25 protein-coding genes are annotated in these 25527 nt (G+C 57.3%); 6 read left to right on the top strand and 19 right to left on the bottom strand.

Annotated elements, in window-relative coordinates; translation table 11 throughout:
* Positions 1-41 precede the first annotated feature (41 nt).
* The 5 genes from NHF56_RS19005 to NHF56_RS18985 all read right to left on the bottom strand — a co-directional run bounded on the left by NHF56_RS19005 (position 42) and on the right by NHF56_RS18985 (position 4314).
* On the bottom strand, positions 42-815 hold the full coding sequence (locus NHF56_RS19005) for an ABC transporter ATP-binding protein (protein WP_252807530.1): 774 nt from the start codon (positions 813-815) through the stop codon (positions 42-44).
* Complete coding sequence (locus NHF56_RS19000) at positions 816-1595, bottom strand: ABC transporter ATP-binding protein (RefSeq protein WP_252807528.1); 780 nt, start codon at positions 1593-1595, stop codon at positions 816-818.
* Positions 1592-2692 (bottom strand): branched-chain amino acid ABC transporter permease, encoded by a 1101-nt coding sequence (locus NHF56_RS18995; protein ID WP_252807525.1) that lies wholly within the window; start codon positions 2690-2692, stop codon positions 1592-1594. Before NHF56_RS18995 ends, NHF56_RS19000 begins: the two co-directional genes overlap by 4 nt.
* 4 nt (positions 2693-2696) lie before the next feature.
* On the bottom strand, positions 2697-3572 hold the full coding sequence (locus NHF56_RS18990) for a branched-chain amino acid ABC transporter permease (protein WP_252807523.1): 876 nt from the start codon (positions 3570-3572) through the stop codon (positions 2697-2699).
* A 100-nt stretch (positions 3573-3672) separates the two neighbouring features.
* On the bottom strand, positions 3673-4314 hold the full coding sequence (locus tag NHF56_RS18985; RefSeq protein ID WP_252807521.1) for a TetR/AcrR family transcriptional regulator: 642 nt from the start codon (positions 4312-4314) through the stop codon (positions 3673-3675).
* Between the two features lie 256 nt (positions 4315-4570).
* On the opposite strand from NHF56_RS18985, the gene NHF56_RS18980 reads away from it, so the two are divergent.
* Positions 4571-5836 (top strand): FAD-binding oxidoreductase, encoded by a 1266-nt coding sequence (locus NHF56_RS18980; protein WP_252807519.1) that lies wholly within the window; start codon positions 4571-4573, stop codon positions 5834-5836.
* 8 nt (positions 5837-5844) lie between these two features.
* Here the strand turns inward: NHF56_RS18980 and NHF56_RS18975 are convergent, their stop codons facing one another.
* From NHF56_RS18975 to NHF56_RS18955, 5 genes are all read right to left on the bottom strand, one after another.
* Positions 5845-6342, bottom strand: coding sequence for a type II toxin-antitoxin system YhaV family toxin (locus NHF56_RS18975; RefSeq protein ID WP_252807668.1), 498 nt, complete (start codon positions 6340-6342; stop codon positions 5845-5847).
* Between the two features lie 2 nt (positions 6343-6344).
* Positions 6345-6668, bottom strand: a complete 324-nt coding sequence (locus NHF56_RS18970) for a type II toxin-antitoxin system PrlF family antitoxin (RefSeq protein ID WP_252807517.1) — start codon at positions 6666-6668, stop codon at positions 6345-6347.
* 77 nt (positions 6669-6745) lie between these two features.
* Complete coding sequence (locus NHF56_RS18965) at positions 6746-7654, bottom strand: ABC transporter permease (RefSeq protein ID WP_252807515.1); 909 nt, start codon at positions 7652-7654, stop codon at positions 6746-6748.
* On the bottom strand, positions 7647-8657 hold the full coding sequence (locus tag NHF56_RS18960; protein WP_252807513.1) for an ABC transporter permease: 1011 nt from the start codon (positions 8655-8657) through the stop codon (positions 7647-7649). Before NHF56_RS18960 ends, NHF56_RS18965 begins: the two co-directional genes overlap by 8 nt.
* A gap of 85 nt (positions 8658-8742) precedes the next feature.
* Positions 8743-10449, bottom strand: a complete 1707-nt coding sequence (locus NHF56_RS18955; protein WP_252807511.1) for a peptide ABC transporter substrate-binding protein — start codon at positions 10447-10449, stop codon at positions 8743-8745.
* Between the two features lie 317 nt (positions 10450-10766).
* Between NHF56_RS18955 and NHF56_RS18950 the strand changes: the two genes are divergently transcribed.
* The 5 genes from NHF56_RS18950 to NHF56_RS18930 all read left to right on the top strand — a co-directional run bounded on the left by NHF56_RS18950 (position 10767) and on the right by NHF56_RS18930 (position 18139).
* Positions 10767-11930, top strand: coding sequence for a M20 aminoacylase family protein (locus tag NHF56_RS18950; protein WP_252807510.1), 1164 nt, complete (start codon positions 10767-10769; stop codon positions 11928-11930).
* 20 nt (positions 11931-11950) lie between these two features.
* Positions 11951-13774, top strand: a complete 1824-nt coding sequence (locus NHF56_RS18945) for an ABC transporter ATP-binding protein (RefSeq protein ID WP_252807508.1) — start codon at positions 11951-11953, stop codon at positions 13772-13774.
* A gap of 138 nt (positions 13775-13912) precedes the next feature.
* Positions 13913-16534, top strand: coding sequence for a PAS domain S-box protein (locus NHF56_RS18940; protein ID WP_252807506.1), 2622 nt, complete (start codon positions 13913-13915; stop codon positions 16532-16534).
* Between the two features lie 75 nt (positions 16535-16609).
* Entirely contained in the window at positions 16610-17035 is a 426-nt protein-coding gene (locus NHF56_RS18935) for a response regulator (protein ID WP_252807504.1), read from the top strand.
* Between the two features lie 18 nt (positions 17036-17053).
* A complete protein-coding gene (locus NHF56_RS18930; protein ID WP_252807667.1) occupies positions 17054-18139 on the top strand; it encodes a hybrid sensor histidine kinase/response regulator in 1086 nt (361 codons plus the stop codon).
* Between the two features lie 359 nt (positions 18140-18498).
* Here NHF56_RS18930 and NHF56_RS18925 read toward each other — a convergent pair whose 3' ends face one another.
* The 9 genes from NHF56_RS18925 to NHF56_RS18885 all read right to left on the bottom strand — a co-directional run bounded on the left by NHF56_RS18925 (position 18499) and on the right by NHF56_RS18885 (position 25510).
* Entirely contained in the window at positions 18499-18825 is a 327-nt protein-coding gene (locus NHF56_RS18925; RefSeq protein ID WP_252807502.1) for an XRE family transcriptional regulator, read from the bottom strand.
* Entirely contained in the window at positions 18822-19157 is a 336-nt protein-coding gene (locus NHF56_RS18920) for a type II toxin-antitoxin system RelE/ParE family toxin (protein ID WP_252807500.1), read from the bottom strand. The genes NHF56_RS18925 and NHF56_RS18920 overlap by 4 nt, the downstream gene beginning before the upstream one ends.
* Before the next feature lie 96 nt (positions 19158-19253).
* Positions 19254-19703: a manganese-binding transcriptional regulator MntR gene (mntR, locus tag NHF56_RS18915; protein ID WP_252807498.1), complete on the bottom strand. Its 450-nt coding sequence runs from the start codon at positions 19701-19703 to the stop codon at positions 19254-19256.
* 12 nt (positions 19704-19715) lie between these two features.
* Positions 19716-21020, bottom strand: a complete 1305-nt coding sequence (locus NHF56_RS18910) for an Nramp family divalent metal transporter (protein WP_252807496.1) — start codon at positions 21018-21020, stop codon at positions 19716-19718.
* A gap of 137 nt (positions 21021-21157) precedes the next feature.
* Positions 21158-21925 carry an alpha/beta fold hydrolase gene (locus tag NHF56_RS18905; protein WP_252807494.1) on the bottom strand — a complete coding sequence of 256 codons (768 nt, stop codon included), beginning with the start codon at positions 21923-21925 and terminating at the stop codon, positions 21158-21160.
* A complete protein-coding gene (locus NHF56_RS18900) occupies positions 21918-22973 on the bottom strand; it encodes a branched-chain amino acid ABC transporter permease (RefSeq protein ID WP_252807492.1) in 1056 nt (351 codons plus the stop codon). Before NHF56_RS18900 ends, NHF56_RS18905 begins: the two co-directional genes overlap by 8 nt.
* An 11-nt stretch (positions 22974-22984) precedes the next feature.
* The gene (locus NHF56_RS18895; protein ID WP_252807490.1) at positions 22985-24025 is read right to left on the bottom strand and encodes a branched-chain amino acid ABC transporter permease; all 1041 of its coding nucleotides are present in this window, start codon (positions 24023-24025) and stop codon (positions 22985-22987) included.
* Positions 24025-24747 carry an ABC transporter ATP-binding protein gene (locus NHF56_RS18890; protein WP_252807488.1) on the bottom strand — a complete coding sequence of 241 codons (723 nt, stop codon included), beginning with the start codon at positions 24745-24747 and terminating at the stop codon, positions 24025-24027. The genes NHF56_RS18895 and NHF56_RS18890 overlap by 1 nt, the downstream gene beginning before the upstream one ends.
* The gene (locus tag NHF56_RS18885; RefSeq protein ID WP_252807485.1) at positions 24740-25510 is read right to left on the bottom strand and encodes an ABC transporter ATP-binding protein; all 771 of its coding nucleotides are present in this window, start codon (positions 25508-25510) and stop codon (positions 24740-24742) included. Before NHF56_RS18885 ends, NHF56_RS18890 begins: the two co-directional genes overlap by 8 nt.
* Positions 25511-25527: the final 17 nt, after the last annotated feature.

The following is a 25527-nucleotide window of genomic DNA, read 5'->3' as shown; positions in this document are numbered from 1 at the left end:
TGCAGACGGAAAACCAGTTTCCACTTTTTCTGCATTTGCTCTCACCGCCAGGTCTTCCGGTTCTTCCAGCGGCGCTGCGCACGCTCTCCCTCGCTGCGCTGGCCGAGATAGAATTCCTGGATATCCTTTGATTCCCGCAGTTTTTCTGCCGGGCCGCCCATAACGATGCGGCCAAGCTCCATCACATAACCATAATGGGCCGTGTCGAGCGCGATCTTGGCATTTTGCTCCACCACCAGCATGGTCACCTTCTGCTCCTTGTTGAGCCGCTTCACGATGGCAAAGATCTCCTTCGTCAGAAGCGGGGAGAGGCCAAGGCTCGGCTCATCAAGCAGCATGATTTTCGGCTTGGCCATCAGCCCGCGGCCAATGGCGAGCATCTGCTGCTGGCCGCCGGAAAGCGTTCCGGCATCCTGCTGTGCGCGCTCTTTGAGGATCGGGAAATAGCCGTAGACCATCTCGATATCGGCTGCGATGTTGGAGCGATCCTTGCGGGTAAACGCCCCCATGCGCAGATTGTCTTCCACGGACATGAGCGGAAAGATTTCACGGCCCTCCGGCACTTGAACGATGCCGTGGCGCACCGAAAAATCAGGATCCTGGCCCTGAATTTCCTGGCCATTCAGTTTCACGGTTCCCTTTTCGGGATCCATCACGCCGCAGATGGTCTTCATCAGCGTTGTCTTGCCCGCACCATTGGCGCCCAGCACGGTGACGATCTGGCCTTCGTTGACCTCGAGGCTCACGCCGCGAATGGCCATGATCGGGCCGTAATAGCTTTCCAGATTGTCGATCTTGAGAAGCGGTTCACCCATTTAAGCAGCCTCCTCATGATCGTCCGAGCCGAGATAGGCTTCGATGACAGCCGGGTCATTTTGCACCTCAGACGGCGAGCCCACGGCCAGCGTCTTGCCATCGGCCAGCGCCAGCACGCGGTCAGAAACAGCGGAAACGAGGTTCATGTCGTGCTCCACCATCAGCACGGTAATGCCCATGATTTTCTTGATATCCTCGATCCAGAAAGCCACATCCTGGGTTTCTTCTACCGACAGGCCAGAGGCGGGCTCATCCAGCAGCAGAAGCTTCGGCTCTATTGCCAACGCCCGGCCCATTTCCACCACCTTGCGGACCCCATAGGGGAGACCGGCAATCATCTTTTCGCGGTAGGGCTGAAGATCGAGGAAGTCGATGGCCCGCTCCACTGCTTCGCGATGGGCAAATTCCTCCCGCCGCACAAACGGCGTGAAGAGCATTTCGGTGAGGAAATTCGAGCGCCGATGGGTGTAGCGGCCAACCAGCATGTTCTGCAGCACGCTTGCCTGTTCGAACAACTCGATATTCTGGAAGGTGCGGGCAATGCCCAGCCCCGCGATCTCGTGCGTTGCCTTGTTCAGGATCGATTTTCCCTCAAACAGGATATCCCCGGAATAGGGTGTGTAGAAGCGCGAGATCATGTTGAAGATCGTCGATTTTCCCGCACCATTGGGGCCGACGAGGGCAAAGACTTCGCCTTTTTCGACGGCAAAGGAAACATCGTTGACCGCAGTCAACCCGCCGAATTTGAGCGTAACGTTTTTCAGTTCGAGCAAACTCATCTGATGCGCTCCGTCTTGAGGTAGGTTTTCTGGCGGCGGAACATGTCGCGGCGGGCAAAGGGGAAGAGTTCGAAATAGGTTCGAATTTTGACCCAGCGGCCATACATGCCCATCGGCTCCAGCAGGATGAAGCCAATGAGGATGAGCGCGAAGATGCCCGATTCCAGGCCCGGCACGACAATGGAGCCAATGCCGGTCCATTCGCCGATGGCGTCGCGCGAAAAGGCAATGGCCTGTGGCAGGAAGCCGATAACGATGGCACCTAAGAACGCACCATGAATGGTGCCGAGCCCGCCGATGACGATCATCAGAAGAAGGTTGATCGAGATCACGATATTGAATGTCTCGTGATTGAAGATGGTGGCAAAATAGCCCATCAGCGCGCCGCCAAGCCCGGTGATGGCGCAGGAAAGCCCGAAGGCCAGCGCCTTGGTGCGCGCGACATTGATGCCCATGGCCTGTGCCGAGATTTCCGAATCCCGAACGGCGGCAAAGGAACGCCCGAGTGGCGAGCGCTGCATGTTGCGGTAGACGAGCGCCACCAGAACCGCGATTGCCAGCACCAGCCAGTAAAGGCCGGACGGGTTTGAATAGCGGTTGAAGTTCAGGCCGAAAATTTCAATATCCGGCGCAAACAGCCCGTTGACACCGCCGGTGATCGGCTCGGAAAGCACGATAATGTCTTCCATCATGATGGAGACCGCGATCGTGGCAATGGCGAGATAGATGCCGTGCAGACGGGTGACCGGCAGTGCAAAGATCGCGCCCACGATGCCGGTGATAACACCGGCCAGCGGGAAGGCCAGTAGGAACGGCAGGCCCGCCAAGGTTTGCAGAAGCACGCAGGAATAGGCGCCAATGGCCATGAAGGCGGCATGGCCGAGGCTTGCCTGGCCGCTCTGGCCAACCAGCAGCATGAGACCCATGCCGCAGATCGCCCAGATGAGCACATTGGTGGCCTCGCCGGTCAAGAAGCTGCCGAGCAGGAAGGGTGCGGCAATGGCGAGCGCCAAAAGCACGGCATACCAGAAGGCCTGTGCGCCATGTTTGAAGAGGCGGATATCGGCGTCGTAGGATGTCTTGAAGACTATTCTCATCGCATCACACCTTCTTTGCCTTGACCTGGGACAGAAGCCCATGCGGCCGCAGGATGAGAACGAGAAGCAGCATTAGATAGGGCATGATCTGCGAGACACCGGCTGCAACATAGCGCGACGACAGCGGCTCAATGAGACCAACGACAAGCCCGCCGAGAAGCGCACCGGGAAGCGACCCGAACCCGCCGATGATGGCCGCGGCAAATGCCTTGATGCCGAGAAGGCCGGTGGAAGGATCGATCGCCCCTTTGGACGCGAAGAGAACACCGGCAATCGCCGCCAGCGCGCCTGCAAGCGCCCAGACGAGCGAATGGATGCGCTTGACCGGAATGCCCATATAATAAGCCGCGAGCTGGTTTTGCGATGCAGCCTGCATGGCAAGTCCGATACGCGTATAGGCAAAGAAGAGATAAAGCCCGCCGGTGAGCGCCAGCGTCGTGCCGATGATCACCACCTCGTCGAGCCCCAGAACAAGCCCGCCGAAGCCGACATCCTTGCCGACGAATGGATTTTCCAGCGATTGTGGCTCATGGCCCCAGATCAGGCCCGCCACGAAGCGCGCCACAAAGCCGATGGCAATCGTGAGAATGACGACAGCGATTTGCGACTGGCCGAACATGGGGCGGATGAAAACGACCTCCAGAAGGTAGCCGAGAATACCCATGATCACGATAGCGAGAATGACAGCGAGCCAAAACGGCAGCCCCACATAGCTCTGATTGGTGAGCCCGAGCGTGATGAATGCGCCCAGCATCATCATGTCGCCCTGGGCGAAATTGACCGATTCCGTGGCCTTGTAAATCAATACAAAGCCGAGGCCGATCAAACCGTAAACGCAGCCATTGGCCAGGCCGCTGATCAACAATTGCAACAGGTCCAAAGAAAGGCCCTCCCATGCCTTTGAACGTTTCCGTCCTTGGTCTTGCAGAATTTAATCCTCGGTCCTCCTCCCAAAGTCCCGAGCCTCAAAGTCTCTTCATTCAAACCGCCGCGTGGCGGGCATCAAGCCCGCTCAGGGCAAAATCGACGCATTGCCGCGCGATGGAAAGCCGGTCTGCGTCCGTTTCCCCTTCACGTGGCTTGTACCAGAACACTGGTGAGTTCAGCGTCATGAACATCAGCTGGCGGGCGATACTGCCGTCCCTATAGGAAAGAGCGCCGTCGTCACGCGCTTGTTCCAAAACGGACCTGAAGAGTGTGGAGTAGCGGTCGCGTGTATCCACCAGTGTAGAAAGCCGCTCGCGCTGCTCCGGCGTTGTTGCGCCGCGCATGTAAATCTCCACACCCTGCCAGACGGCGTTCTGATAGGGGCGGTAGTTGATCATCGCCAGCGTATGGGCGATGGCCATTTCATAGAGCTTCTTGATCGCTGGCATGTCCGCATCGAGATAAGGTTCGATGGCCTTGAAATTCACATCCATCCCATGTTCGGCAACCGCAAAAAGCAGATCAGCCTTGGATGCAAAAAAGTGATAGACACGGCCCTTGGTCGATCCCAATCGGCGCGCAACGTCATCAATGCTGGTGGCATGAAAGCCGCGCTCCAGAAAACACTGCGCAGCAACATCCATGATCGCTTTCTGTCCTTCATCGTGGACAAAAAGCATGGCAGTCTCGCTCATGGTTCCTCCCTTTTGCCCGCTGGCCGGTTCCTCCCAAAACATAACCGCAGGCTTGAGCGAAATTGCACATACTACTGGGTAGGTTGTCAACCCCGACGCCTGCGGATTTTGCATTTCATCCGCAATGAACGTTAATGGCGGCACGCAATGCGGGATTTCGCTGATTGTCATGCGCAAAAGACATTATCTTCCGTCAATGCCTGCTGCTATCGTCAACATTGTGAGGCTATGGACGTATCCGTGATCGAGGTGTCAATTGGAAAACCGGCAAGGCAATCTCTGGCAGGCAACAGCACAGGAAAAGGTTGAAGCCACGCCTTTGAGCACCGACTTGAGCGTGGATATCGCCATTATCGGCGGCGGCTTTACCGGGTGTTCGGCAGCACTGGCTGCGGCAGGTTCCGGCGCATCGACCGTTTTGCTGGAAGCGAACACGATCGGCCACGGTGGCTCGGGCCGCAATGTGGGGCTTGCCAATGCCGGACTGTGGCTGCCGCCTGATCAGATCGTTGCGCAGATGGGTGAAGACGCCGGGCACAAGCTGATTGCCCTCTTGGGCGAGGCACCCGAACGGGTTTTCGCGCTGATTGAAAAACACGGTATTCAATGCGAGCCGGTGCGCAATGGCACCCTGCATTGCGCCCATAGCCCGGCTGGCCTGAACGATCTTCAGGAGCGGCACCGGCAGGGCAACCGTTTCGGCGCACCATTGCGTTTGCTGGATGCAACGGAAACCGCACGCCGCACCGGCTCGACGCGCTTTCACGGCGCGCTGTTCGATCCGCGCGCGGGCACGATTCAGCCGCTGGCCTATTGCCGCGGGCTTGTCCGTGCTGCAACGCAGGCCGGTGCTCGCATTCATGATCGCACCACGGTGAGCGGCCTTTCGCATGACGGCGATGCGTGGGTGATAAGGGCCAACGGGCATCACCTGCGGGCAAAGGCTCTGCTGATGGCCACGAACGCTTATCATCTTGGCATCGAAACCCCGTTTCGCCCGCAATTTATGTCTGTCTACTATTCGCAATTTGCGACGGACCCGTTGCCACATGATTTGCGCAGCGAAATATTGCCCGGCGGCGAGGGGTGCTGGGACACGGCTTTGGTGATGAGTTCATTCCGGGTGGACGCGGCAGGCCGCCTGATTATCGGCGGCATGGGCAATCTGGAAGGGGCGGGCAGCCCCGTCCACCGTGCATGGGCGCGACGCAAATTGCGCACGCTTTTTCCCAAGGCCGGCGATCTTCCCATCCGCCACCAGTGGCAGGGTCGCATTGCCATGACCAGCGATCACGTCCCGAAAATCCTGGAGTTCGGCCCGAATGCCTATGCCTGCTTCGGCTATTCCGGTCGCGGAATTGGCCCCGGCACCGTATTTGGCGCAAGCGCGGCTGAAGCGCTCCTGACCGGCGATACGAGCAATCTGCCCATCGCGCCGGTCAAACACCACAGCGAACAGTTCGCCGCCCTGCGCAGCGCCTATTATGAATTCGGCGCGACGCTGACGCATGCGGTGAAATGAGTGGACTGTCAGGGCTTCTTCTTTGGAGGCGACGCCGCCTCGAGCCTGGTATCGGCCTGCCGGGTTGACGCTGCGTTCAGAAGCGCATTCCAGTCATCGGGCGGATTGCCCTCATCCAGCATTCCCTTGAAAACGGAATAGGCGTCTGTCTTCGCGCCATAGGTGCGCAATGTCCTATCGTCGTTCACCCACGCGTAAATGATGATTTTGGCGCTCGAACTGTAGCGAAAAAACAGACGGAAGCGACCGTTGCCGAATTTTGCGCGGAACCAATGCTTGCGTTTTGCGCCAAGCGTGTTTCCCTGACGATATTTCTCGCGTGTCGGGTCTTCAGGAATGTCGTGAAAGATCAGTTTCTCGATGGCGGCCAAGAGCTTTGTATTTGCATGATCCTGATAGGTGCTCGGCTCTTTGTGCTTCAGTGTTTCAACGGCTGAGACGAGCTTTTCCAGCTGATCAAGGAACAGCGGATGCGCCTTTATGATCCAGCCGTTGATTTGAAGCATGCTCAAATCGCAACGTCACCCTCGATCGGTGCGTCGAGATCGACTTCCATATTTTCTGTCAGCGCTCGAATGCGGCCCTGCAGTGAAGGCGGCAGATCGACAATGGAGCCTGACGGGTTGTCCTGCAGGTCCTTTGCAAGAAACTGAAGGAAACTGTCGATTGCCGGGTCTTCGTCCTGTTCAACGCGTTCAACGCGAACGTTCCGCTCGTCGTCGATATAAAAGGCAACCTGCCCGCCGTAGCTAACGCCGAGAGCATCGCGCACGACCTTCGGAACAGTGACCTGCCCCTTCTCTGTGATCTTGCTGATTTTGCGCGCGAGCATTATCCGGATCCCTCTTCTAAAAGACAAAGTAAGGAAAAATCCTTACTTTGTCAATGTGGCGAGGGAAGGCGGATGCCTCACCGCTTCAGCATTCTCGGGTCGAGCGCATCGCGCACGGCGTCGCCGATATAGTTGATGCTCAAGACCGTAAGCGAGATCGCCAGACCCGGCCAGAAGACGCGGGCAGGGGTGATCTGCAGGAAGTTTGCGCCGTCATAGAGCAGCCGGCCCCAGGTGGGGAAATCCGACGGGAAGCCGAGGCCCAGGAAGCTGAGCGCGGATTCGGTAATGATCGCCGAGGCAATGCCGAGCGTTGCAGACACCATGATCGAGCTCATGACGTTGGGCAGAAGATGCCGCAGGATGATGCGGAACTCGCGTATGCCCGCCGATTTCGCAGCCAGAATGAACTCCTGGTTCTTCACCGCCAGCACGTCGCCACGCACGATGCGGGCAGTGTGCATCCAGCTGGTGATGCCGATTACGAAAACGATGAGGATGAAGATTCCCGTTTCCGGCCCGAAGGTGGATCGCAGTGAATCGCGGAACAGAAGGATGACGACGAGAAGAACCGGCAGGAGGGGCAGCGCCAGAAACAGGTCCGTCACCCGCATGAGCGGCCCGTCAAGACGCCGGAAATAGCCCGATGTCACGCCAACCAATGTGCCCAGAAACAGTGCCAGCAACATGGCGGTGATGCCCACGGCAAGCGATATCTGTCCGCCCGCCATGACCTGCGCCAGCATGTCGTGACCGAGATTGTCCGTGCCGAAGGGGTGGGCCAGACTCGGGCCCTGGTTCTTGGCGCGGATATCGATCTTGTTCGGGTCGATCGTGTGAATGAACGGGCCGACATAGACGGTAAAAAGAATGATCAGGAAGACAACGAGGCCGGCAACGCCACCCTTGTGCGCCCTGAACTGCCGCCAGATATCGCCCCAGACCGAAGTCGGCTTTTCGTCTTCGATATAGGTTGCATCAGTCATAGCGGATCCTCGGGTCGAGAATGCCGTAGAGAACATCGGCAATCAGATTGAAGAGCACGATCAGGAAGGCGAAGATGAAGGTGAGTGTCTGCACCAGCGGCAGGTCGGCACCCTCAATTGCCGAGATCAGCAATTGTCCCAGTCCGTTCACCCGGAAAATCTGTTCGGTGATGATGGCGCCTGAAAAGATGGTCGGAACGCCAAGCGCAATGACGGTGACCACTGGAATGAGGCTGTTGCGCAGCACGTGGACCAAAAGCACGGTCTTTTCTTTCACGCCTTTGGCGCGCGCAGTGCGCACATAATCCTGATGGAGGTTGTCCAACATGGAGGCGCGCACGAAACGCACGATCTGTGAGGTGTTATAAAGTGTCAGCACCGTCACCGGCAGCACCATCTGGCGAACCTGCGCGACGAAGCTCGACCAGTCCCGGACCTCCAGATTGGTGTCGTAAACCGACGGGAACCACTGCAGATAGCCGGAGAAGATCACGATCAGCAGGACGCCGGTGAAGAAGGTCGGCACCGAATAGCCGACCATGGAGATGAACGTGCCGATCTGATCGAAAATCGAATATTGCTTGTAAGCGGAGATCACACCGATCGGGATCGCCAGAATGACGCCGAAGAGGTAAGACAGACCCACGACCCAGAGCGTCTGTGGCATGCGCTGAACAATGAGATCGACGACCGGGGCACGCGTTGCCCACGACAAGACCCGCAATCGGTCTCCATCGCCAATCACGATGCCGGTCATTTCCTGAAGAATATTCAGCGGCTCGTTGATGAAAAATTGCTTGAGCCAGAGAAGATAGCGCACCAGGAAAGGCTGGTTCAGGCCCATGGCCTCACGCATTTTCTCACGCACTTCCGGTGGAATGGTCAAGGGCAGATTGGCCAGGGGATCAGCAGGTGCCAGATCCAGCAGGGCGAAAATCACAAAGCTGATGACAAGCAGAGTGGGGATTGCGAAAAGCAATCGCCGAATAGTGTAAGTAAACATTCAGAGGTCCCCGCAACGCCTCGAAATTATTCAAAATCACCGGCCCGAAACAACAAGGTTCGGGCCGGTGGAGGGAAAGAAGCGATTACTTCTTGCGGGACCAGTCAGCGACGTTCCACAGTTCAGAGTCCCAGGCGTTGATCTTGACGCCTTCGAGGCTCGTAGAGCTTGCGGAGAGCGAGCCGCGGTAGATGATCGGGATCTGGGCGAAATCATCGGTCAGCATGTCGTTTGCCTTGATGGCGATTTCAGCACGCTTTTCGAGTTCAGCGGTTTTGCCCAGTTCCTGAATCAGCGCATCATATTCAGGATTGCAGTAGCGAACGATGTTCTCACCCTGCCAGCCGTTGGATGGGTTCGGGATCTTGTCGCACATCCAGCCGGCCAGATATTTTTCCGGGTCCGCACCGTCGAACTGGTTGGCGTATTCCTGAACATCCGCATAGAACTTCTGGAATGTATCCGGAGAAGCCGGGTCGCCACCGAAGAAGACGTTAGCGGAAACGTTGCGCAGTTCGGCTGCAACGCCGATCTGGCTCCACCAATCCTTGATCAGGGCCTGCGTGGCCTGACGAACGGAGTTGGTCGATGTCTGGTAGAGATAGGAAAGCTTGACGCCGTCCTTTTCGCGAATGCCGTCGGAACCCATCTTCCAGCCGGCTTCGTCGAGCAGCTTGTTGGCGCCTTCAATGTCCTGCTTGAGGCAATCCTGGTTGTTCGGCGATGCATAGATCGCGGGAGCGGGAACGATGTTGCAGGTCGGCTGACCGGCTTCGCCATAACCGGCACCCACGAGAACTTCGCGGTCAATGGCCATGGAAAGCGCTTTTTTCACAGCCGGATCGCTGAGCGAGGGATGCGGACCGGCTTCCTTGGTGGAGCGCTTGTCGCCGAGCGAGGAGTCCACCGCATAGGGGTTGAGGTCGAGACGCTCGACGAGGTTGCCGAATGCGGTTTCCAGCTTGCCCTTGCCGGAGGACATCATGCTGGCGAGAACTTCCGGCTCGACCTGCGTGTTCCAGGCGTAATCAAATTCGCCGGTTTCCAGCACCGAGCGTGCAGCAGAGGCCGCATCACCACCGCCCTTGAGCGTGATGGACGCAAAGGCAGGCTTTGCCGGGTCGCGGTAGTTTTCGTTGGCGACATAGGAAATCACGTCGCCGGGCTTGAATTCGGCAACCTTGAAGGGACCTGTGCCGATCGGGTTGAAGTTTGCATCCGTGCATTCAGGGGCTTTGGCACCCATGCAATCGGCAAACTGCTTGGCCTGGATGATCGGGGACTGAGCGCCGACAAAGGCAGAGTAGGGGTAAGGCTTCGGCTTGTCGAAGCTGATCTTGATGGTCTGGTCGTCGAGTGCTTCGACGTTCGTGACACCTTCATAATAGGCGCCCTGGGCGCAACCGCCATCCGGCGCCGTGCAGTATTTCCAGGTGAAGACGGCGTCTGCAGCCGTCACCGGCGAGCCATCAGACCATTTCAGGCCGTCTTTCAGCTTCCACGTCATGGAGGTCAGGTCTTCAGCCACGCCGCCATTTTCAACGGTCGGGATTTCGGCGGCGAGATAGGGCGTCAGATCGCCATTCTCATCATAGCGTGCCAGCGGTTCCAGAACCACGGACGCAGCATAAACTTCCTTGGTGCCGCCCGAAAGATACGGGTTCATCGTTGTTGGTGCCTGCCAGAAGATGATCTTCAGATCACCGTCCGTCCCGCGCTCAGCAAATGCCGGCGTGGCAGCCGCCGCCATCAATGCGGCTGATGCTGCCAGAAGCAGTTTCCCTTTTTTCATAAGTCTTCCCCTTTTGGTTGCTGCCTTGTGGCAGCAGTTGATTAGAAGTCTGGATGAGGTCAGCGTTGAATGAAAAAGTCAAGATGATAAATGCATGTTTTTCAACAACAAATTTTTCTGAGTGAAAACAATTCCGGCCCCAGGAAATGCATCCAGGGCAACATGCGGTTTTTTGTCCGCCTGATCAAAATTGCCGCATGTAAACACACGGCCTAACGTGATTCAAGCGGAAAATATGGGTTGCAAAGCGCTCATTTTCCGTATCACTATATTCAAAAGCTATTGGCTGCCAAAGTCAATTTTGAAGAGGAATTTTCATGCCGATTCTCAACCGCGTGCACGAGCTGCAGACGGAAGTCGCCGGCTGGCGCAGATATATTCACGAAAATCCCGGTCTGCTTTATGATGTTGAACACACGGCAGATTTCGTCGCTGAAAAGCTCAAGGAATTCGGTTGCGATGTCGTTGAAACGGGCATTGGCAAAACCGGTGTCGTGGGGCTGATCAAGGGTTCGAAAGGCGAGGGCCAGACGATCGGTCTGCGGGCAGACATGGATGCGCTTCCCATTACCGAGGCAAGCGGCGTTGAATGGACCTCCAAAAAACCCGGGCTGATGCACGCCTGCGGCCATGACGGGCACACATCCATGCTTTTGGGCGCTGCGAAATATCTCGCCGAAACACGCAATTTCAAGGGTGCGGTCGCGGTGATCTTCCAGCCTGCCGAAGAAGGTGGTGCCGGCGCTCTGGCGATGATTGAAGACGGGATGATGGAGAAATTCAAAATCTCCGAGGTCTACGGCATGCACAACAAGCCGGGCCTGCCTGTCGGCCAGTTCGAAACCAACAAGGGGCCGTCCATGGCCGCTGCAGACGAATTCAAGATTTTCGTCGAAGGCAAAGGTGGTCACGCCGCTTCCCCGCATCATACGATCGATCCGGTGGTGGTTTCGGCGCATATGATCCTGGCAGTCCAGGCTTTGACCTCGCGCGAGACGGACCCGCTTCACTCGCTGGTCATCACGATTGCCTCCATTCACGGGGGCGATACACATAATGTCATTCCCAATACCGTCACGCTGCACGGAACCGTGCGTTCGCTGTTGCCCGAAACGCGCGATTTTGCCGAGCGGCGTTTGAAGGAAGTGGTTTCGGGCATTGCCGCAACCTTCGGTGCCAAGGCTGAAGTGCAATATGAGCGCGGCTATCCCGTGACCTTCAACCACCCCAAGGAAACGGATTTTGCCGTTGAAGTGCTCGAAGGCATCGTTGGCGAGAAGAATGTGTTTCAGGGCACGCCACCCACCATGGGTGCGGAGGATTTCTCCTATATGCTGGAAAAGCGGCCCGGCACTTTCATCAATATCGGTAATGGCAATACGGCCGGCCTGCATCATCCGGCCTATGATTTCAACGACGAAGCGATCCCCTATGGCATCAGCTATTGGGTGGCGCTCACGGAATCGGCGCTTGCCAATTGATGTCCCGAGGGGAGATTTGAATGACTGCTGAGACGTCCACAGCCGCGCCGGTTTTGAAGGTCGAGAACCTCACGACTTCCTTCGGTAGCGGGAATGACTGGCACGCCGTCGTGCGCGACATGAGTTTCGAGGTCGCCGCTGGCGAAACCGTTGCCATCGTGGGCGAATCCGGCTCCGGCAAGAGCGTGACGTCGCTTTCCATCATGCGGCTTCTGCCGAAATCGACGAGCCGCATCGAAGGCAAAGTCTGGCTTCAGGGTCGGGAGCTTTTGAGCCTCGACGACGAATCCATGCGGCGCATTCGCGGCAATGAAATTTCGATGATTTTTCAGGAGCCGATGACGAGCCTCAATCCCATCTTCCCGATTGGAAAGCAGATCGCCGAAGCCATCCTGTGCCACCGTGATGTCTCCAAGGAGGAGGCCAAGCGGGAAGTGCTCGAACTTCTCGACAAGGTGCGCATCCCCAATGCCAAGAACCGTTTTGACGAATATCCGCACCAGTTTTCCGGCGGCATGCGCCAGCGCGTGATGATTGCCATGGCACTGGCTTCCCGTCCCAAGCTTCTGATTGCCGACGAGCCGACCACAGCGCTCGATGTGACGATTCAGGGCCAGATCCTCGACCTCATCAAGGAACTGCAGGACGAGACCGGCATGTCGGTTCTGTTCATCACCCACGATATGGGCGTGGTGGCGGAAATTTCCGACCGCACCATCGTGATGTTCCGCGGTGATGCTGTGGAAACGGGCACAACGGCCGATATTTTCCACAATGGCCAGCATCCCTACACGCGTGCGCTGCTTTCTGCTGTCCCGAAGCTTGGCTCGATGGCCGGCAAGGCGCGACCGATGCGCTTTCCGGTGATCGATATCAAGACCGGGGAGATGGTTCAGGCCGAAAGCGAAGGCATTGCGCCGGAGAAAAAGGTTCAGCCGGTTCTGGACGTGAAAAACCTGGTGACGCGTTTCGACATCCGTTCCGGCCTTTTTGCCCGCAAGAGCGGTGCCGTACACGCGGTGGAAAATGTCTCCTTCGATCTGAAACCGGGCGAGACCCTGTCGCTGGTGGGCGAGTCCGGATGCGGAAAATCCACCACCGGACGTTCCATCACCCGGTTGGTGGAGCCGACTGACGGCAATATCACCCTGGACGGGTACGAGGTGACGAAGCTTGGAACGCGGGATCTGCGCGACATGCGCCGCACCATTCAGATGATTTTTCAGGACCCCTTCGCCAGCCTTGATCCGCGCATGACTGTGGGCAGCGCCATCATGGAGCCGTTTATCGAGCATGGGCTGGGCAAAAAATCGCAGGCCCGCGAGCGCGCAGCCGATCTGCTGGAGCGTGTGGGGCTGAAGGCCGACATGATGAAGCGCTATCCGCATGAATTTTCCGGCGGCCAGCGCCAGCGTATCGCCATCGCCCGCTCCCTGATCCTCGATCCGAAGGTGATCATCGCAGACGAGGCGGTGTCCGCACTCGACGTCTCGATCAAGGCGCAGGTCTGCAATCTGCTGATCGATCTTCAGCAGAGCCTCAATCTGGCTTATCTCTTCATCAGCCACGATATGGCCGTGGTCGAGCGTGTTTCGCATCGTGTGGCGGTCATGTATCTGGGCGAGATCGTGGAGATCGGTCCGCGTCAGCAGGTGTTCGAAAATCCGCAGCACGACTATACGAAGAAGCTGATGGCTGCGGTTCCGGTTCCAGATCCCGACAGGCGCGGCACACGGCGCGGTCTGGCGGTTGACGAAATCAAGAGTCCCATTCGTCCGGTTGGTTATCAGCCACCGGTGCGTGCCTATAGCGAAGTTTCACCGGGGCACTTCGTGCAGGCCTGATGAACCTGCGGGCAGTGAAGCAGATCCGTGCCCTAGGATATCGCTAATATTGCCCATGCGGCAGCGTTGACGCTCTGCGGGTTTCACGATTGACTGCCGACTCAACCGAGAGGCGAGGCATAGGCGGTTTTAGCGGCAATGCGGAAAGACATTTACAGTCCCTGGCGACCGCTCGGCGATCCAAGGCTTCTCCTGATTTGCGGTGTTCTGCTGGTGGCTGTGGCCGTTACCGGTTTCTTGAGCTATGCCGGCGTGCGTGAAAGCACACAGGATGCGGCCATCGCCCAGCTTGCCGGCGAGGCGCGTTTGACCGGCGTCCACGTGAGAAACACGTTTTTGAGGATGGAGCGTGACGCTGTCATCGTCTCCCAGACCCCGCCGATCCAGGGGATCATCCGAAGCCGGGCTGCTGGCGGGATCGACCCATTGGATGGCTCCTCCTATCAGAGGTGGCGCACCCGCCTTGAAACCATTTTTGCCTCAGTGATCCGCCGGCGGTCAGAATACACGCAAATCCGCTATATCGGCTTTGCGGACGATGGCCGTGAGATAGTGCGGGTCAACAGTACAGGTGATGAGGTTGAGCGGGTGCCCGAAGCCGAGCTTCAGGAAAAGGGCAATGAGCCCTATATGCAGATTGCGACCGGTCTGACACCCGGTGAAAGCCGCTTTTCGGAGATTACGCTTAACCGAGAAAACGGCAAGGTCGAGGAACCGGCTGAGCCGGTGATCAGAGTTCTGATCCCGGTTTTTGACGAGGAAAGCGGACTGCCGTTTGGCGTCATCGTGATCAACGCGCACTATGAGCGGCTCTTGTTCAATGCGTTGAACGATGCCCGCCCGTCGCATACGACCTATCTGGTCAATCGCGCCGGCGACTATTTGAATTATGAGCCGAACGGTGGGGCCGGCGATCTGGAATTTCATCTCAATTATAAGGCCGATATCCCGACCGCCGTTCAACATGCGTTACGCATGTCGGGCGAAGAGGAACATTTTATCGAAGATGGCAAGGTCGATTTCGCCACCCGCGTTGACGTTCTCGGAGATGATCACACGCAACTTCTTGTCGTTATGGAAGTCCCCCAGGAGACACTTCTGGCGCCAGCAAGGCGCATTCGCACGCAGACTCTGGCGCTTGCCGTAACGCTGTTGGCAGCGGTGGCTGCTTTCGCCTGGCTTCTGATCCGCCATTACACGGCCCCCCTCACAGAAATGACGAACACGGTGCTGAGAGGAGACGGAGCGCATGCATTGCCTGTGGACCGGGACGACGAGCTGGGCGCACTGGCGCGCGCTTTCGTGTCGCTGACAGAGGATCTGGAGCGCACCGAACTCAAGGCGAAGGCCGTTCTCGATACGGTCAATGACGGGATCATCACCATTGACCGTTTCGGCACGATCGCCACCGTGAACCCGGCCTGCCAGGTGATTTTCGGCTATACGCCGGAAGAATGCATCGGCCAGAATATCAAGATGCTGATGCCGCCCCATTACGCACGCCATCACGATGATTACCTGAAGACATATGCCAAGACGGGGGAGAAACACATTATCGGCTTCGGCCGGGAGGTCGAAGGCCTTCGCAAGGATGGCAGTGTTTTCGCGCTCGACCTCTCCGTCAGCGAGCTTACTTTGGGTGACAAGCCGATGTTCACTGGCATTGTGCGCGATATCTCTCAGCGTAAGGAAGCTGAGAAAAATATGGAGGCGCAGCGCGAGTTTCTTGACCTGGTCATGAACACCAACCCGAATATGATCTACGTTCTGGACGCCGACATGCGGATTGTGCAGGCCAACCGGGTTTTCAGAGAGGCCTTTCCGGTTGATACACGCGATCAGGTCTTTGGCAGCCTCGTCCGGACGGTTCTCAGTGAAGCCGATACGCAAAAGTCAGAAAGCGCCAAATTGGAAGCGTTTGAGCATGGCTATTCCGAAGTCAATTCGACGGTGATCTTCCCGGATGGAAAGGTGCGCAGCATCGTCGCCCAGAATGTGCGGTTTGAAAATGCTGAGGGCGAGACGTTCGTTCTGTGCATTGCGCGTGACATGACCGAGCTTGAAAAGCTGACGGGAATGCTGGCGCAATCGAACAAGGAACTTGATGATTTTGCCTATGTTGCTTCCCACGACCTGAAAGCGCCTTTGCGCGTGATCGACAACGCCTCCACCTGGTTGATGGAGGATCTGGAAGATAAGCTGGATGAAGACAGCCGGGAAAACCTGACATTGATCCGCAGCCGTGTGTTGCGCATGGAGCGGCTGCTGGATGATCTCCTGGAATATTCCCGCATTGGCCGCAAGCTGGCCGTTGACAAAGAGGAGATCGTGAGCGGCTCCCAATTGTTGGACGATGTTGTGCATCTGCTCACGCCCGGCGAAGACCGCAATATCATCGTTGGGCGGGATTTTGCCGATATCAGGTTGCCAAAGATGCCTTTGCAGCAGATATTCCTAAACCTGATCGGCAATGCCATCAAACACGCGGAGAGTGGCAAGGAATTGCGCGTCGAGGTGGGTGTAGAGGAGATGGAGGGCACATACCGTTTCTCCGTCAAGGACAATGGGCCGGGTATACCGGCAGAGTATCATCAGCAGATATTTCAGATGTTCCAGACATTGAAACCGCGCGATGTGGTGGAAGGCAGCGGCATGGGTCTGGCGATTGTACGCAAGCATATAGAGCAGCATGGCGGGCGCATCTGGCTCGATTCACGGGAGGGTGAGGGGACCACCTTCTATTTCACCTGGAAGAAATAAGGTGCAGGCGAGACGTGCTGCACCGAAGAGGAAAAGATGATTGACCCCGAATTAGAACAAACCGGAGGGAAAGGGTTGAGCCTGCTTCTTGTGGAAGATGACGATGGTGATGCGAAGGCGGTTATCCGTGCATTTCGCAGGGCCAAGGTCGCCAATCCAGTGCATCGCGCAGTGGATGGCGTGGAAGCGCTGGAGATTTTGAGAGGTGGCAATGGCCGCGAACCGCTGCCGGCACCGTTCATCATCCTTGCCGATATCAATATGCCGCGCATGGATGGTATCAAATTCGTGCACGAGTTACGCGCCGACCCGCAGTTGAAGTCATCCATCGTCTTCATGTTGACCACGTCCAAAAGTGAGGAGGACAAGGTCAAGGCATATAATCTGAACGTCGCGGGCTATATCGTGAAAGAGACGGCCGGCCGGGACTTCTTGAAGCTGGTCGATATGCTGGGTGCCTATTGGCGGATCGTGGAGCTTCCAAACGCCGACGCATCTTGAGGAAGGAGCCGACCATTGATGGATGCGGGAGCCAGGCTTGGCATTTTGATCATCGATGATGACATGGGGGACCGCAAGAGCCTGCGGCGTGCACTTGCCAAATCCGGCCTCGAATGCGCGGTGCATGAGGCCGAAGGCGTCTCCGAGGCTCTGTCTGCCATCGGCGAGAACCAGGTTGACTGCATTTTCCTCGATTATGATATGCCCTTGCTGGATGGTCTTGAGGGTATAGAAAACCTGAAGGCAAAAGCGCCTGAAGCGCGTATTATCATGGTGACAGGGCAAGGCGACGAATTGCTGGCAACGCGGGCGATGAAGAGCGGAGCCGATGAATATATTCCCAAACGTTTCGTCTCTGTTGAAACCGTACGCAAGGCGGTGACCCATGTGATGGAGATTGCCCATCTCGAACGGCAGATCCGCGAGCAGCAGGAAGCGCTTTCAAGCTTTTCACGCATGTTGGCCCATGACCTCAAGGCGCCGGTGCGCCATGTTCGCATCGTCGGCGAAGGCCTGGTTCAGGCGCTGGAAGAAAAGGATGTGGAGCGCGCTCAACAGCTTTTCGGCATGATGGGCAAGATGGTGGACCGTATCGGCCTGCTTGTGAGCACGCTCGACGAATACAACAAATCGCTTTCGCCCAATGTCAGCTTTGGCGAGACAGATCTTTCGGCTGCCTGCGATGCCGCGTTGGAGAACCTGCGCATTGAACTCGATCAGGCGGGTGCGGAGGTTAAGCGGGCTGATTTGCCGCTTGCGTGGGGCAATGAGGCGCTGCTGATACAGCTTTTTCAGAACCTGGTCGGCAATGCGATCAAGTTCTGCCGCGGAGAGACCCCGCAGGTTTCAATCCACGCCACCGAAGAAAACGGCGTCTTCACCGTATCAGTGAAGGATAACGGTATCGGTATCGACCCCAAACACGCGAGCCTGATCTTTGAACCGTTCAAACGCCTCAATCCGATCGGTGAGTTTGTCGGCACCGGGCTTGGCCTTGCCACTTGCAAGAAGATCGTTGACCGTCATGGCGGAGAAATCTGGGTTGAATCAACCCTTGGTAAAGGTGCCACCTTCTGCTTCACGCTGAAAACGCCTTCGCAATGACCCATTCCACCATTTGCCCGTCTTTGATCCGCGCATGGCAAAGGTCCAGGACAAAGACAATCCATCCCCTATATCTCCGGGTAGATGTTTGCTCTTTGTCAGTTTATAAAAAACGCAATGGATGTTGATTGATTTTGTTTCCAGGCGGGGAAACGAATGAAGGTCGGCGGAATTGACATCCATTTCGGGTCAAACCGAACACGAGGGCAAGCAGCAGCATCAAGTGGGGATTTGATGCGCTGCTGCTCTTTTTTTGTTTGGTGCTTTGAAGCCCTCTTTGTCCTGATCCCACAGGCGCCTTGCAATTCGACCATTGACGGCCGACGCCTTGATGAAGGGCCGGAAATTAGGACAATCGCTTAGCATGCCAGGGCGTGACGGGTTTCTCTCTCTCGAGGCGAAAAGGTCAGCCCCACTTCCACGTCTGGTTCAAGGGCGTGGTGCAGTCTCACAAGCCAATCCAGGGTGAATTTGGATAGGTCAGCATTGCGAACGCGGGATATATCCGCCGCTGCCACACTCGCCATCTTTGCTGCTGTCACCGCTTTGATTTTCCGGTCGTCAAGAACGCCGATAATCTTGGCGGCGAGCTTGGCTTTCATCAGCTTTGTTTCGGCGTCGGGATCGCCAAAGTCGGCAAAGATATTGCCGCTTCCCCGCACGATTTCCAAGTCGTCGTCACTCATGGCATCATCTCCCTGATGTGTTTTAAACGGGCTTTGATCAGCTCCACCTCTTTTTTGGGCGTGGCTATTCCCCTGGTCGATTTTTTCTGGAAGGCGTGAACCACCCAGAGGTCATCTCCGAACTGAACCGCGTAGATGACCCGATAAGCGTCTGAGCGATAGGGTAGCGCAATTTCCATCACGCCGGACCCCAAGCCTTTCATGGGTTTGGCAATATCTGCCTTGCGGCCCTCAGCGGCCACAATCAATGCAGACTGCATGACTTCACGGGCTCCCGCTGGAAATTTCTCAAACTCCTTGCGCGCCGATTTTACCCACACAATCTCTTTCATGCTCTTATCTTGTCATATCCGACAATCCACAACAAGAAAAACGTGTCAAATCAGACAATTTTTGGCTGGATGGGCACCCTTGGCCAACTCTCGACCCTAACCCTTCTTCAAAAATCGTTCGAAAGCTTCAAGCGTCTCTTTGCTCACATGGTGCTCGATACCTTCGGCATCGTTGCGCGCAGTGTCCGGGTCAACGCCGAGATGCAGCAGAAGCGCTTCAACGATATCGTGACGCTTGCGCGCCATGGTAGCAATCTGCCGGCCTTCATCGGTGAGGAACACGCCACGATAGGGGCGTTGGGTGATCAGGCCGTCATCGGCCAGCCTCTTGAGCATTTTGGCGACGGTCGGCTGTTTGACACCCATGCGCTGAGCAATGTCGATCTGGCGCGCCTCGCCCATGTGTTCGATCAGATCGTCGATCAGTTCCACATAATCTTCGACCAACGCGCTGCGGCGTGCATCGCGGCTTTTCTGAAAGGCTTCCGCATGCGTCTCGACTTCTGTTGCCGAGAGGCGGGTGTCGTTTGCGTCCCGATGGCCCATTGCCTATTCCTTCTATTCAAGCCCGGGGATGGGGATTCCGAATGTCTGCGCCAGCAAAACGACGTTCAGACAGAGGATCACGGCAGCTCCACCAATAGCGGCAAAATCGGTTAGCCTGCCATTGGCAAAATGGCCCATGATCGCGCGATTGCGGGTAAACATGACGAGCGCCACCATGGGGATGGGGAGGGCAAAGGAAAGCACAACCTGGCTGTAGACCAGCGCTTCGGTGGGGTTGACGCCCATGAGCACGACCACAAAGGCCGGCAGCATGGTGATCAGTCGGCGCAGCCAGATCGGGATGCGGAACCCCACAAAGCCCTGCATGATCATCTGCCCGGCCATAGTGCCGACCGCGGACGAGGATATGCCTGACGCCATGAGTGACACGAGGAAGAAGCCCGCTGCCGCCCCGCCCAGGAGCGGTGTGAGCGTGTGATAGGCGGTTTCGATTTCCGACACTTCCGAGTGACCGGCATGGAACGCGGCCGCGGCCATGATCACCATGGCCATGTTGACCGCACCGGCAACCGCAAGTGCCAGCACACATTCCCAATTGGAAAAGCGCAAGAGAATGGAGCGCTCGGCATCATTGCGGCCTGGCGTGCGATGCTGGGTGAGGCCGGAATGGAGATAGACCGCATGCGGCATGACGGTTGCCCCGATAATGCCAACCGCGATGGTGAGCGCTCTTGCATCCGGCAGGTCGGGGACCAAAAGACCAACGCCTGCTGCCGCCCAATCCACCGGCGCGATAAACATTTCAACCACATAACAGAGGCTGATAATGGCGATGAGGCCGCCGATGATCAGCTCCATGGGCCTGAAGCCGCGCCCTTCGAAAAGTAGCACACCATAGGTAACGATCGCTGTCACTGCCATGCCGGCGAGCAGCGGCATGCCGAAAAGGAGGGAAAGACCGATGGCACCGCCTAAGAATTCGGCAAGGTCGGTTGCCATCGCCGCCACTTCGCTGACGGCCCACATGGCAAGCCGAACGGGTGTTGAAAATTCATCGCGGCACATTTCCGCAAGATTGCGCCCGGTAATGATGCCGAGCTTGGCCGAAAGCGACTGAAACAGCATGGCAATGAGATTGGCGGCCAGCACAACCCACAAAAGCGAATAACCATAGCCCGCACCGGCCTGAATGTTGGTGGCGAAATTGCCGGGGTCGACATAGGCGATGGAGGCGATAACGGCGGGTCCGGCGAAGGCCAGAACCGAGCGCGGCCCCAGTTTTTCGCCAGCAAGCACACGGCGGACTCTCGCGTCGGTGCGTTGGGATAAATTCAGACGTGCATCCACGTCAGACATTGAAGCTCTCCAAATCTCTGAAATATAGCGCAGGCTAATTTTTATGTAGTGTGCTATGAAACTGAGTGCAAGCCAAGTGGGCTACGTCCGGCAACGCGACGCAGCAGGCTTTGTTCCAGAATTTCGACTTGAAACACTCAGGGTCGGATGCGCAGAGCCCACTCTGCCAGCACGTCGGAAAAGCGCTCCTTCTCTTCCAGAAGCGGGGCATGGCCAGACTGCGGAAAGATGACATGCTCTGCGGCGGGTGCATTTTGCACGAGCCAGACAGCGGTGTCGGATGAATAGACGCGGCTTTTCGCGCCGCTCATCACCAGCATGGGGCAGGCAAGCTGCGAAATGGTCTGGCGTTCATCGGCGCTGGCAAGCGCGCGCCACATCGCAGCCATGGCCTGCGGATTTTGCCTGCGCATAATATCGAGGGTTTGTGCCTGCGGTGCATGGCCTGCTGCAAAGGTGCTCTCATTGATGCGGACGCAATAGGACTGCCAGTCTTCGCGCATGCGCATCAGCGTGCGTTCATTCTTGGCGCGATTGAAATGGCGCATTCCCAGATGCCAGCTGTCATCGTTGACGATTTTCGGGCTCATGTCGATGACGGCAAGGCCTGCAGCGTCCAAATCCGGAAAGCGGCGCAGCAGGTTCCACACGGCCATGGCACCAAGAGACCAGGCGACGAGCACAGGACGTTCGATCCGATTTTCCAGCAAATAATCGCGAATGCGCTCTGCCGCGCCCTCGATGGTCAGCGGGTAACGCTGATCGGCTTTTCCGTGACCGGGCAGGTCCATCGTGTGGCAGCTGAAGCGGTCTTCAAGCCGCGTAATGACATCGGCAAAAATGCGTCCCTCCATCGTCCAGCCATGCAGAAAGACAAGGGGCGGCTTGCCCTCACTCTCAGCCATTTTTGCGCAACCTGCCGACAATGCCGGTGGGAAAGAAATAAACGCTGAGGATGAAGAGCAGGCCAAGCCACAGGAGCCAGCGGTCGGGGTCGAGCAGCTGCGGGATCAGGGGCAGGGGCTTGGTCGCATCAACGGCCACCTGCATGAGCGGCTGGAGATAGTTTTGCGCCAGCACAAACACGGTCGCCCCCACCACAGCGCCCCACATGGTGCCCATGCCGCCAATGACCACCATCAGCAGGATATCGACCATGATTTCGGTGGAAAGCGCAGTACCGGGACCGACATAGCGCAGCCAGATGGCATAGAGCGCGCCGGCGGCTGCCGCAATGGCCGCGGAAATGGAGGTGACCGCCGTGCGGTAGATCACCACGCGATAACCGATGGCTTCGGCGCGAAAGTCATTCTCGCGAATGGCCTTCAAGACGCTGCCAAAGGGGGAATTCACGATGCGCAGCATGATGAGAAAAAGTCCGGCCGAGCAGAAGAACAGGAGATAATAGTTCAACAGTTTGCCGTTGACCGACACATCGAAAATCTTCGCCGACATGAGTTTGAAGGCGGGCGTCAGTTCCCGCGGGATCTGATAGTTGATGCCATCCTCGCCGCCGGTGATGGTGGAAAGCTGGCTCACCAGAACGGCAAAGGCCGAGGCGATGGCGAGCGTGATCATGGCAAAGAAGATTGCCCGCACCCGAAGCGAAATGAGGCCGATCAGCACGGCTGCGACCGCCGAAACCAGAATGCCGGCGATTGCGCCAATGGCAAGCGATGAGAAGCCGCGGCCCAGCGTGTCGCTGGCAATGGCAATTCCGTAAGCGCCGAAACCGAAAAACATCGTGTGGGCAAAGCTGACGATGCCGCCATAGCCCAGCATCAAATCGTAGCTTGCCACCAGCACGATGAAGACGGCGATGCGTGCTGCCGTTTCCATGGAGCGGCTGCCGGGAAAGAGGAACGGCGCAAAAAGCAGACCGATACCGATGGCCAGCAGGATAACGGTCAGGATTTTGCTGCGCGGCGTGTCGTGAGAAATGAGTGAAAGCATTGTGTGGAACCTCACTTCGCCTTGACCACAGGATACATGCCCTGTGGACGCCACATGAGAATGCAGACCATGAGCGCGATATTGGACACCAGCGCCAGCTTGGGCGCGGCAAAGGCGGTGTAATTGTTCAAAAGCCCCACCATGAGGGCGCCCATGAAGCAGCCGCCAACCGAGCCGAGACCGCCGATGATGACCACGATGAAAACGAGAATCATGCTCTGGAAGCCGATGCTGGCGGTGACGATTTCCTGATAGCTGCCCCACATGACGCCGCCGAGACCGGCAAGTGCCGAACCTGCCATGAAAACATAGATGAAGAGCCGCTTGATGCGATAACCGAGCGATTCCACCATTTCCGGATTCTCAACGCCTGCGCGCACGATGAGACCGAGCCGGGTTTTTGCCATCACCCACATCATGGCGGCGAAGAGGACAAGCCCGACACCGACTGCGAAGATACGGTATTTTTCAATGGCCGCACCAAAGACCACGATGGCCCCTTTCAGCGCCTCCGGCTTTGGCATGAAGATCTGATCCGGGCCCCAGAAAACGTGGATCAGCTGCTCGGTAATGATCAGGCCGCCCATGGTGGTGAGGATCTGGCTGAGGTGATTGCCATAGACGGGGGCAACGATCAGCCGCTCGAACAGCCAGCCGATCAGCGCTGTGGCCACAATGGCCGTCAAAATTGCCGCGCCCATGGCGATGAGGTTGAGGCCGATATTGTCTGCCCCGGCAAAACCGCCCATGGCGGCAAGCGTGCTCGCACCCACGAATGCGCCGATGGAAATAAACGCGCCATGGCCGAAATTGATGATGTCCATCAGCCCGAAGACAATGGTGACGCCGGAGGCCATGATGAAAATCATCATGCCCATGGCAAGCCCGGCGACCGTGAGGGTGAGCCAGGTCTGCGCCGAGCCAACGGCAAAATAACCGGCGATGATCAGTGCGATGGTCAACAGAAGGGGCGCATGTCTGGAGGCCAGCTGCTTGATGCTTGGCGCTTCCATTTTCGGCTTGTGTTCGGGGGCGAGCGAATGTGCGGTCATCACGCTGTCTCCATTGAAAGACCCATGAAACGGGTCTGCAGGTTCTGATCCTGCGCCAATTCCGCCATGGAGCCGGAATGCACGATATGCCCGTCATCCATCACCGACACCGTATCCCCAAGCGCTTTGGCAAAGGAGAAGTTCTGTTCCACGAGAAGGACGGTCGCGCCATCGCGCTTTAAGTCCTTGATTGCCTTGGCAAGCGAGGACACGATGGCGGGCGCAAGGCCCTTGGACGGTTCGTCGATGAGATAAAGGCGGCGTTCTTCCGCCACCGCACGAGCGACCGACAGCATCTGCTTCTGCCCGCCTGACAAGTTGCCCGCCGGATATTTCCAGAAGGTGCGCAGCGGCGGAAAGGCTGAAAATATCCAGTCGAGCCGGTCATCGGCGATTTTGCCGGAGAGCACGGCAAGGCGCATGTTTTCCTCCACCGTGAGGCCGGAGAAAATACCCATGTTTTCCGGCACGATGGATATGCCGAGGCGGGAGATATCCGGCGTCGAAAGCCGGGTGATATCCTGCCCATCGAAGGTGATCTTGCCCTGGCTTGCCTGCCAGAGGCCCATGATGGTGCGCAATGTTGTGGTTTTGCCAGCACCGTTGCGGCCGAGCAGCATGGTGACGCCGCCTTTGGGGACGTCGAGGTTCACGCCCTGCAAGATGTGATATTGGGCAATATGCGTATGCACGCCTTCGAGTGTGAGAAGCGGTTCAGACATCGGCAATCTCCCGGCCCAGATAGGCCTCCTGCACCACGGCCGATTTCATCACCTCTGCCGGCTCGCCATCGGCGGCGAGTGCCCCGTTGTGCAACACGATGATGCGGTCGGCCAGTGTGCGGATCACGTCCATCTTGTGTTCCACCAGAAGAATGGTTGCGTGTTCCTGTTCCTTGATCTCGGCAATCAGATCGAGGATCACCGGCGCCTCGTCCATGCTCATGCCGGCGGTCGGTTCATCGAACATGAATACCGCCGGTTTCATTGCCAGCATAAGGGCGACTTCCAGCTTGCGCTGATCGCCATGCGATAGACCGGACACCTGATAGTCGGCAAGCTCGGCAAGATGAACGCGTTTGAGAATGGCGTTGGCCTCGTCAGCCAGTTCAGAATGGCTGCGGGCGAGCGAGAAGACGTCAAAGCCTTTCTTCTCTCGCGCCTGCACCACAAGCCGCACATTTTCAAAAACGCTGAGGCTTGGAAAAAGATTGGTGAGCTGGAAGGCGCGGCCAAGCCCAAGTGCTGTACGTTGCGACGCCGGCAGTCCGGTGATGTCGCGGCCATTCAGGATCACCGTGCCTTCGCTGGCTTTCAGCTGACCGGAGATCAGGTTGAAATAGGTGGTTTTGCCGGCCCCGTTTGGTCCGACGATGGCTGTCAGAACGCCGCGTGAGAAGGCACATGAGACCTTGTCCACGGCGGTGTGGCCGCCAAAGCGGATCGTCAAACCGCGCGTTTCAAGCGTGATGTTGTCGCCTGCCATAGTCCCGTTTCCTGTTT

Origin of the sequence: Rhizobium sp. L1K21 (assembly GCF_024055895.1) — a bacterium.
GTDB lineage: Bacteria > Pseudomonadota > Alphaproteobacteria > Rhizobiales > Rhizobiaceae > Ensifer_A.
The sequence above is the reverse complement of the archived record's forward strand: the minus strand, read 5'-3'. Positions and strand labels throughout refer to the sequence as shown.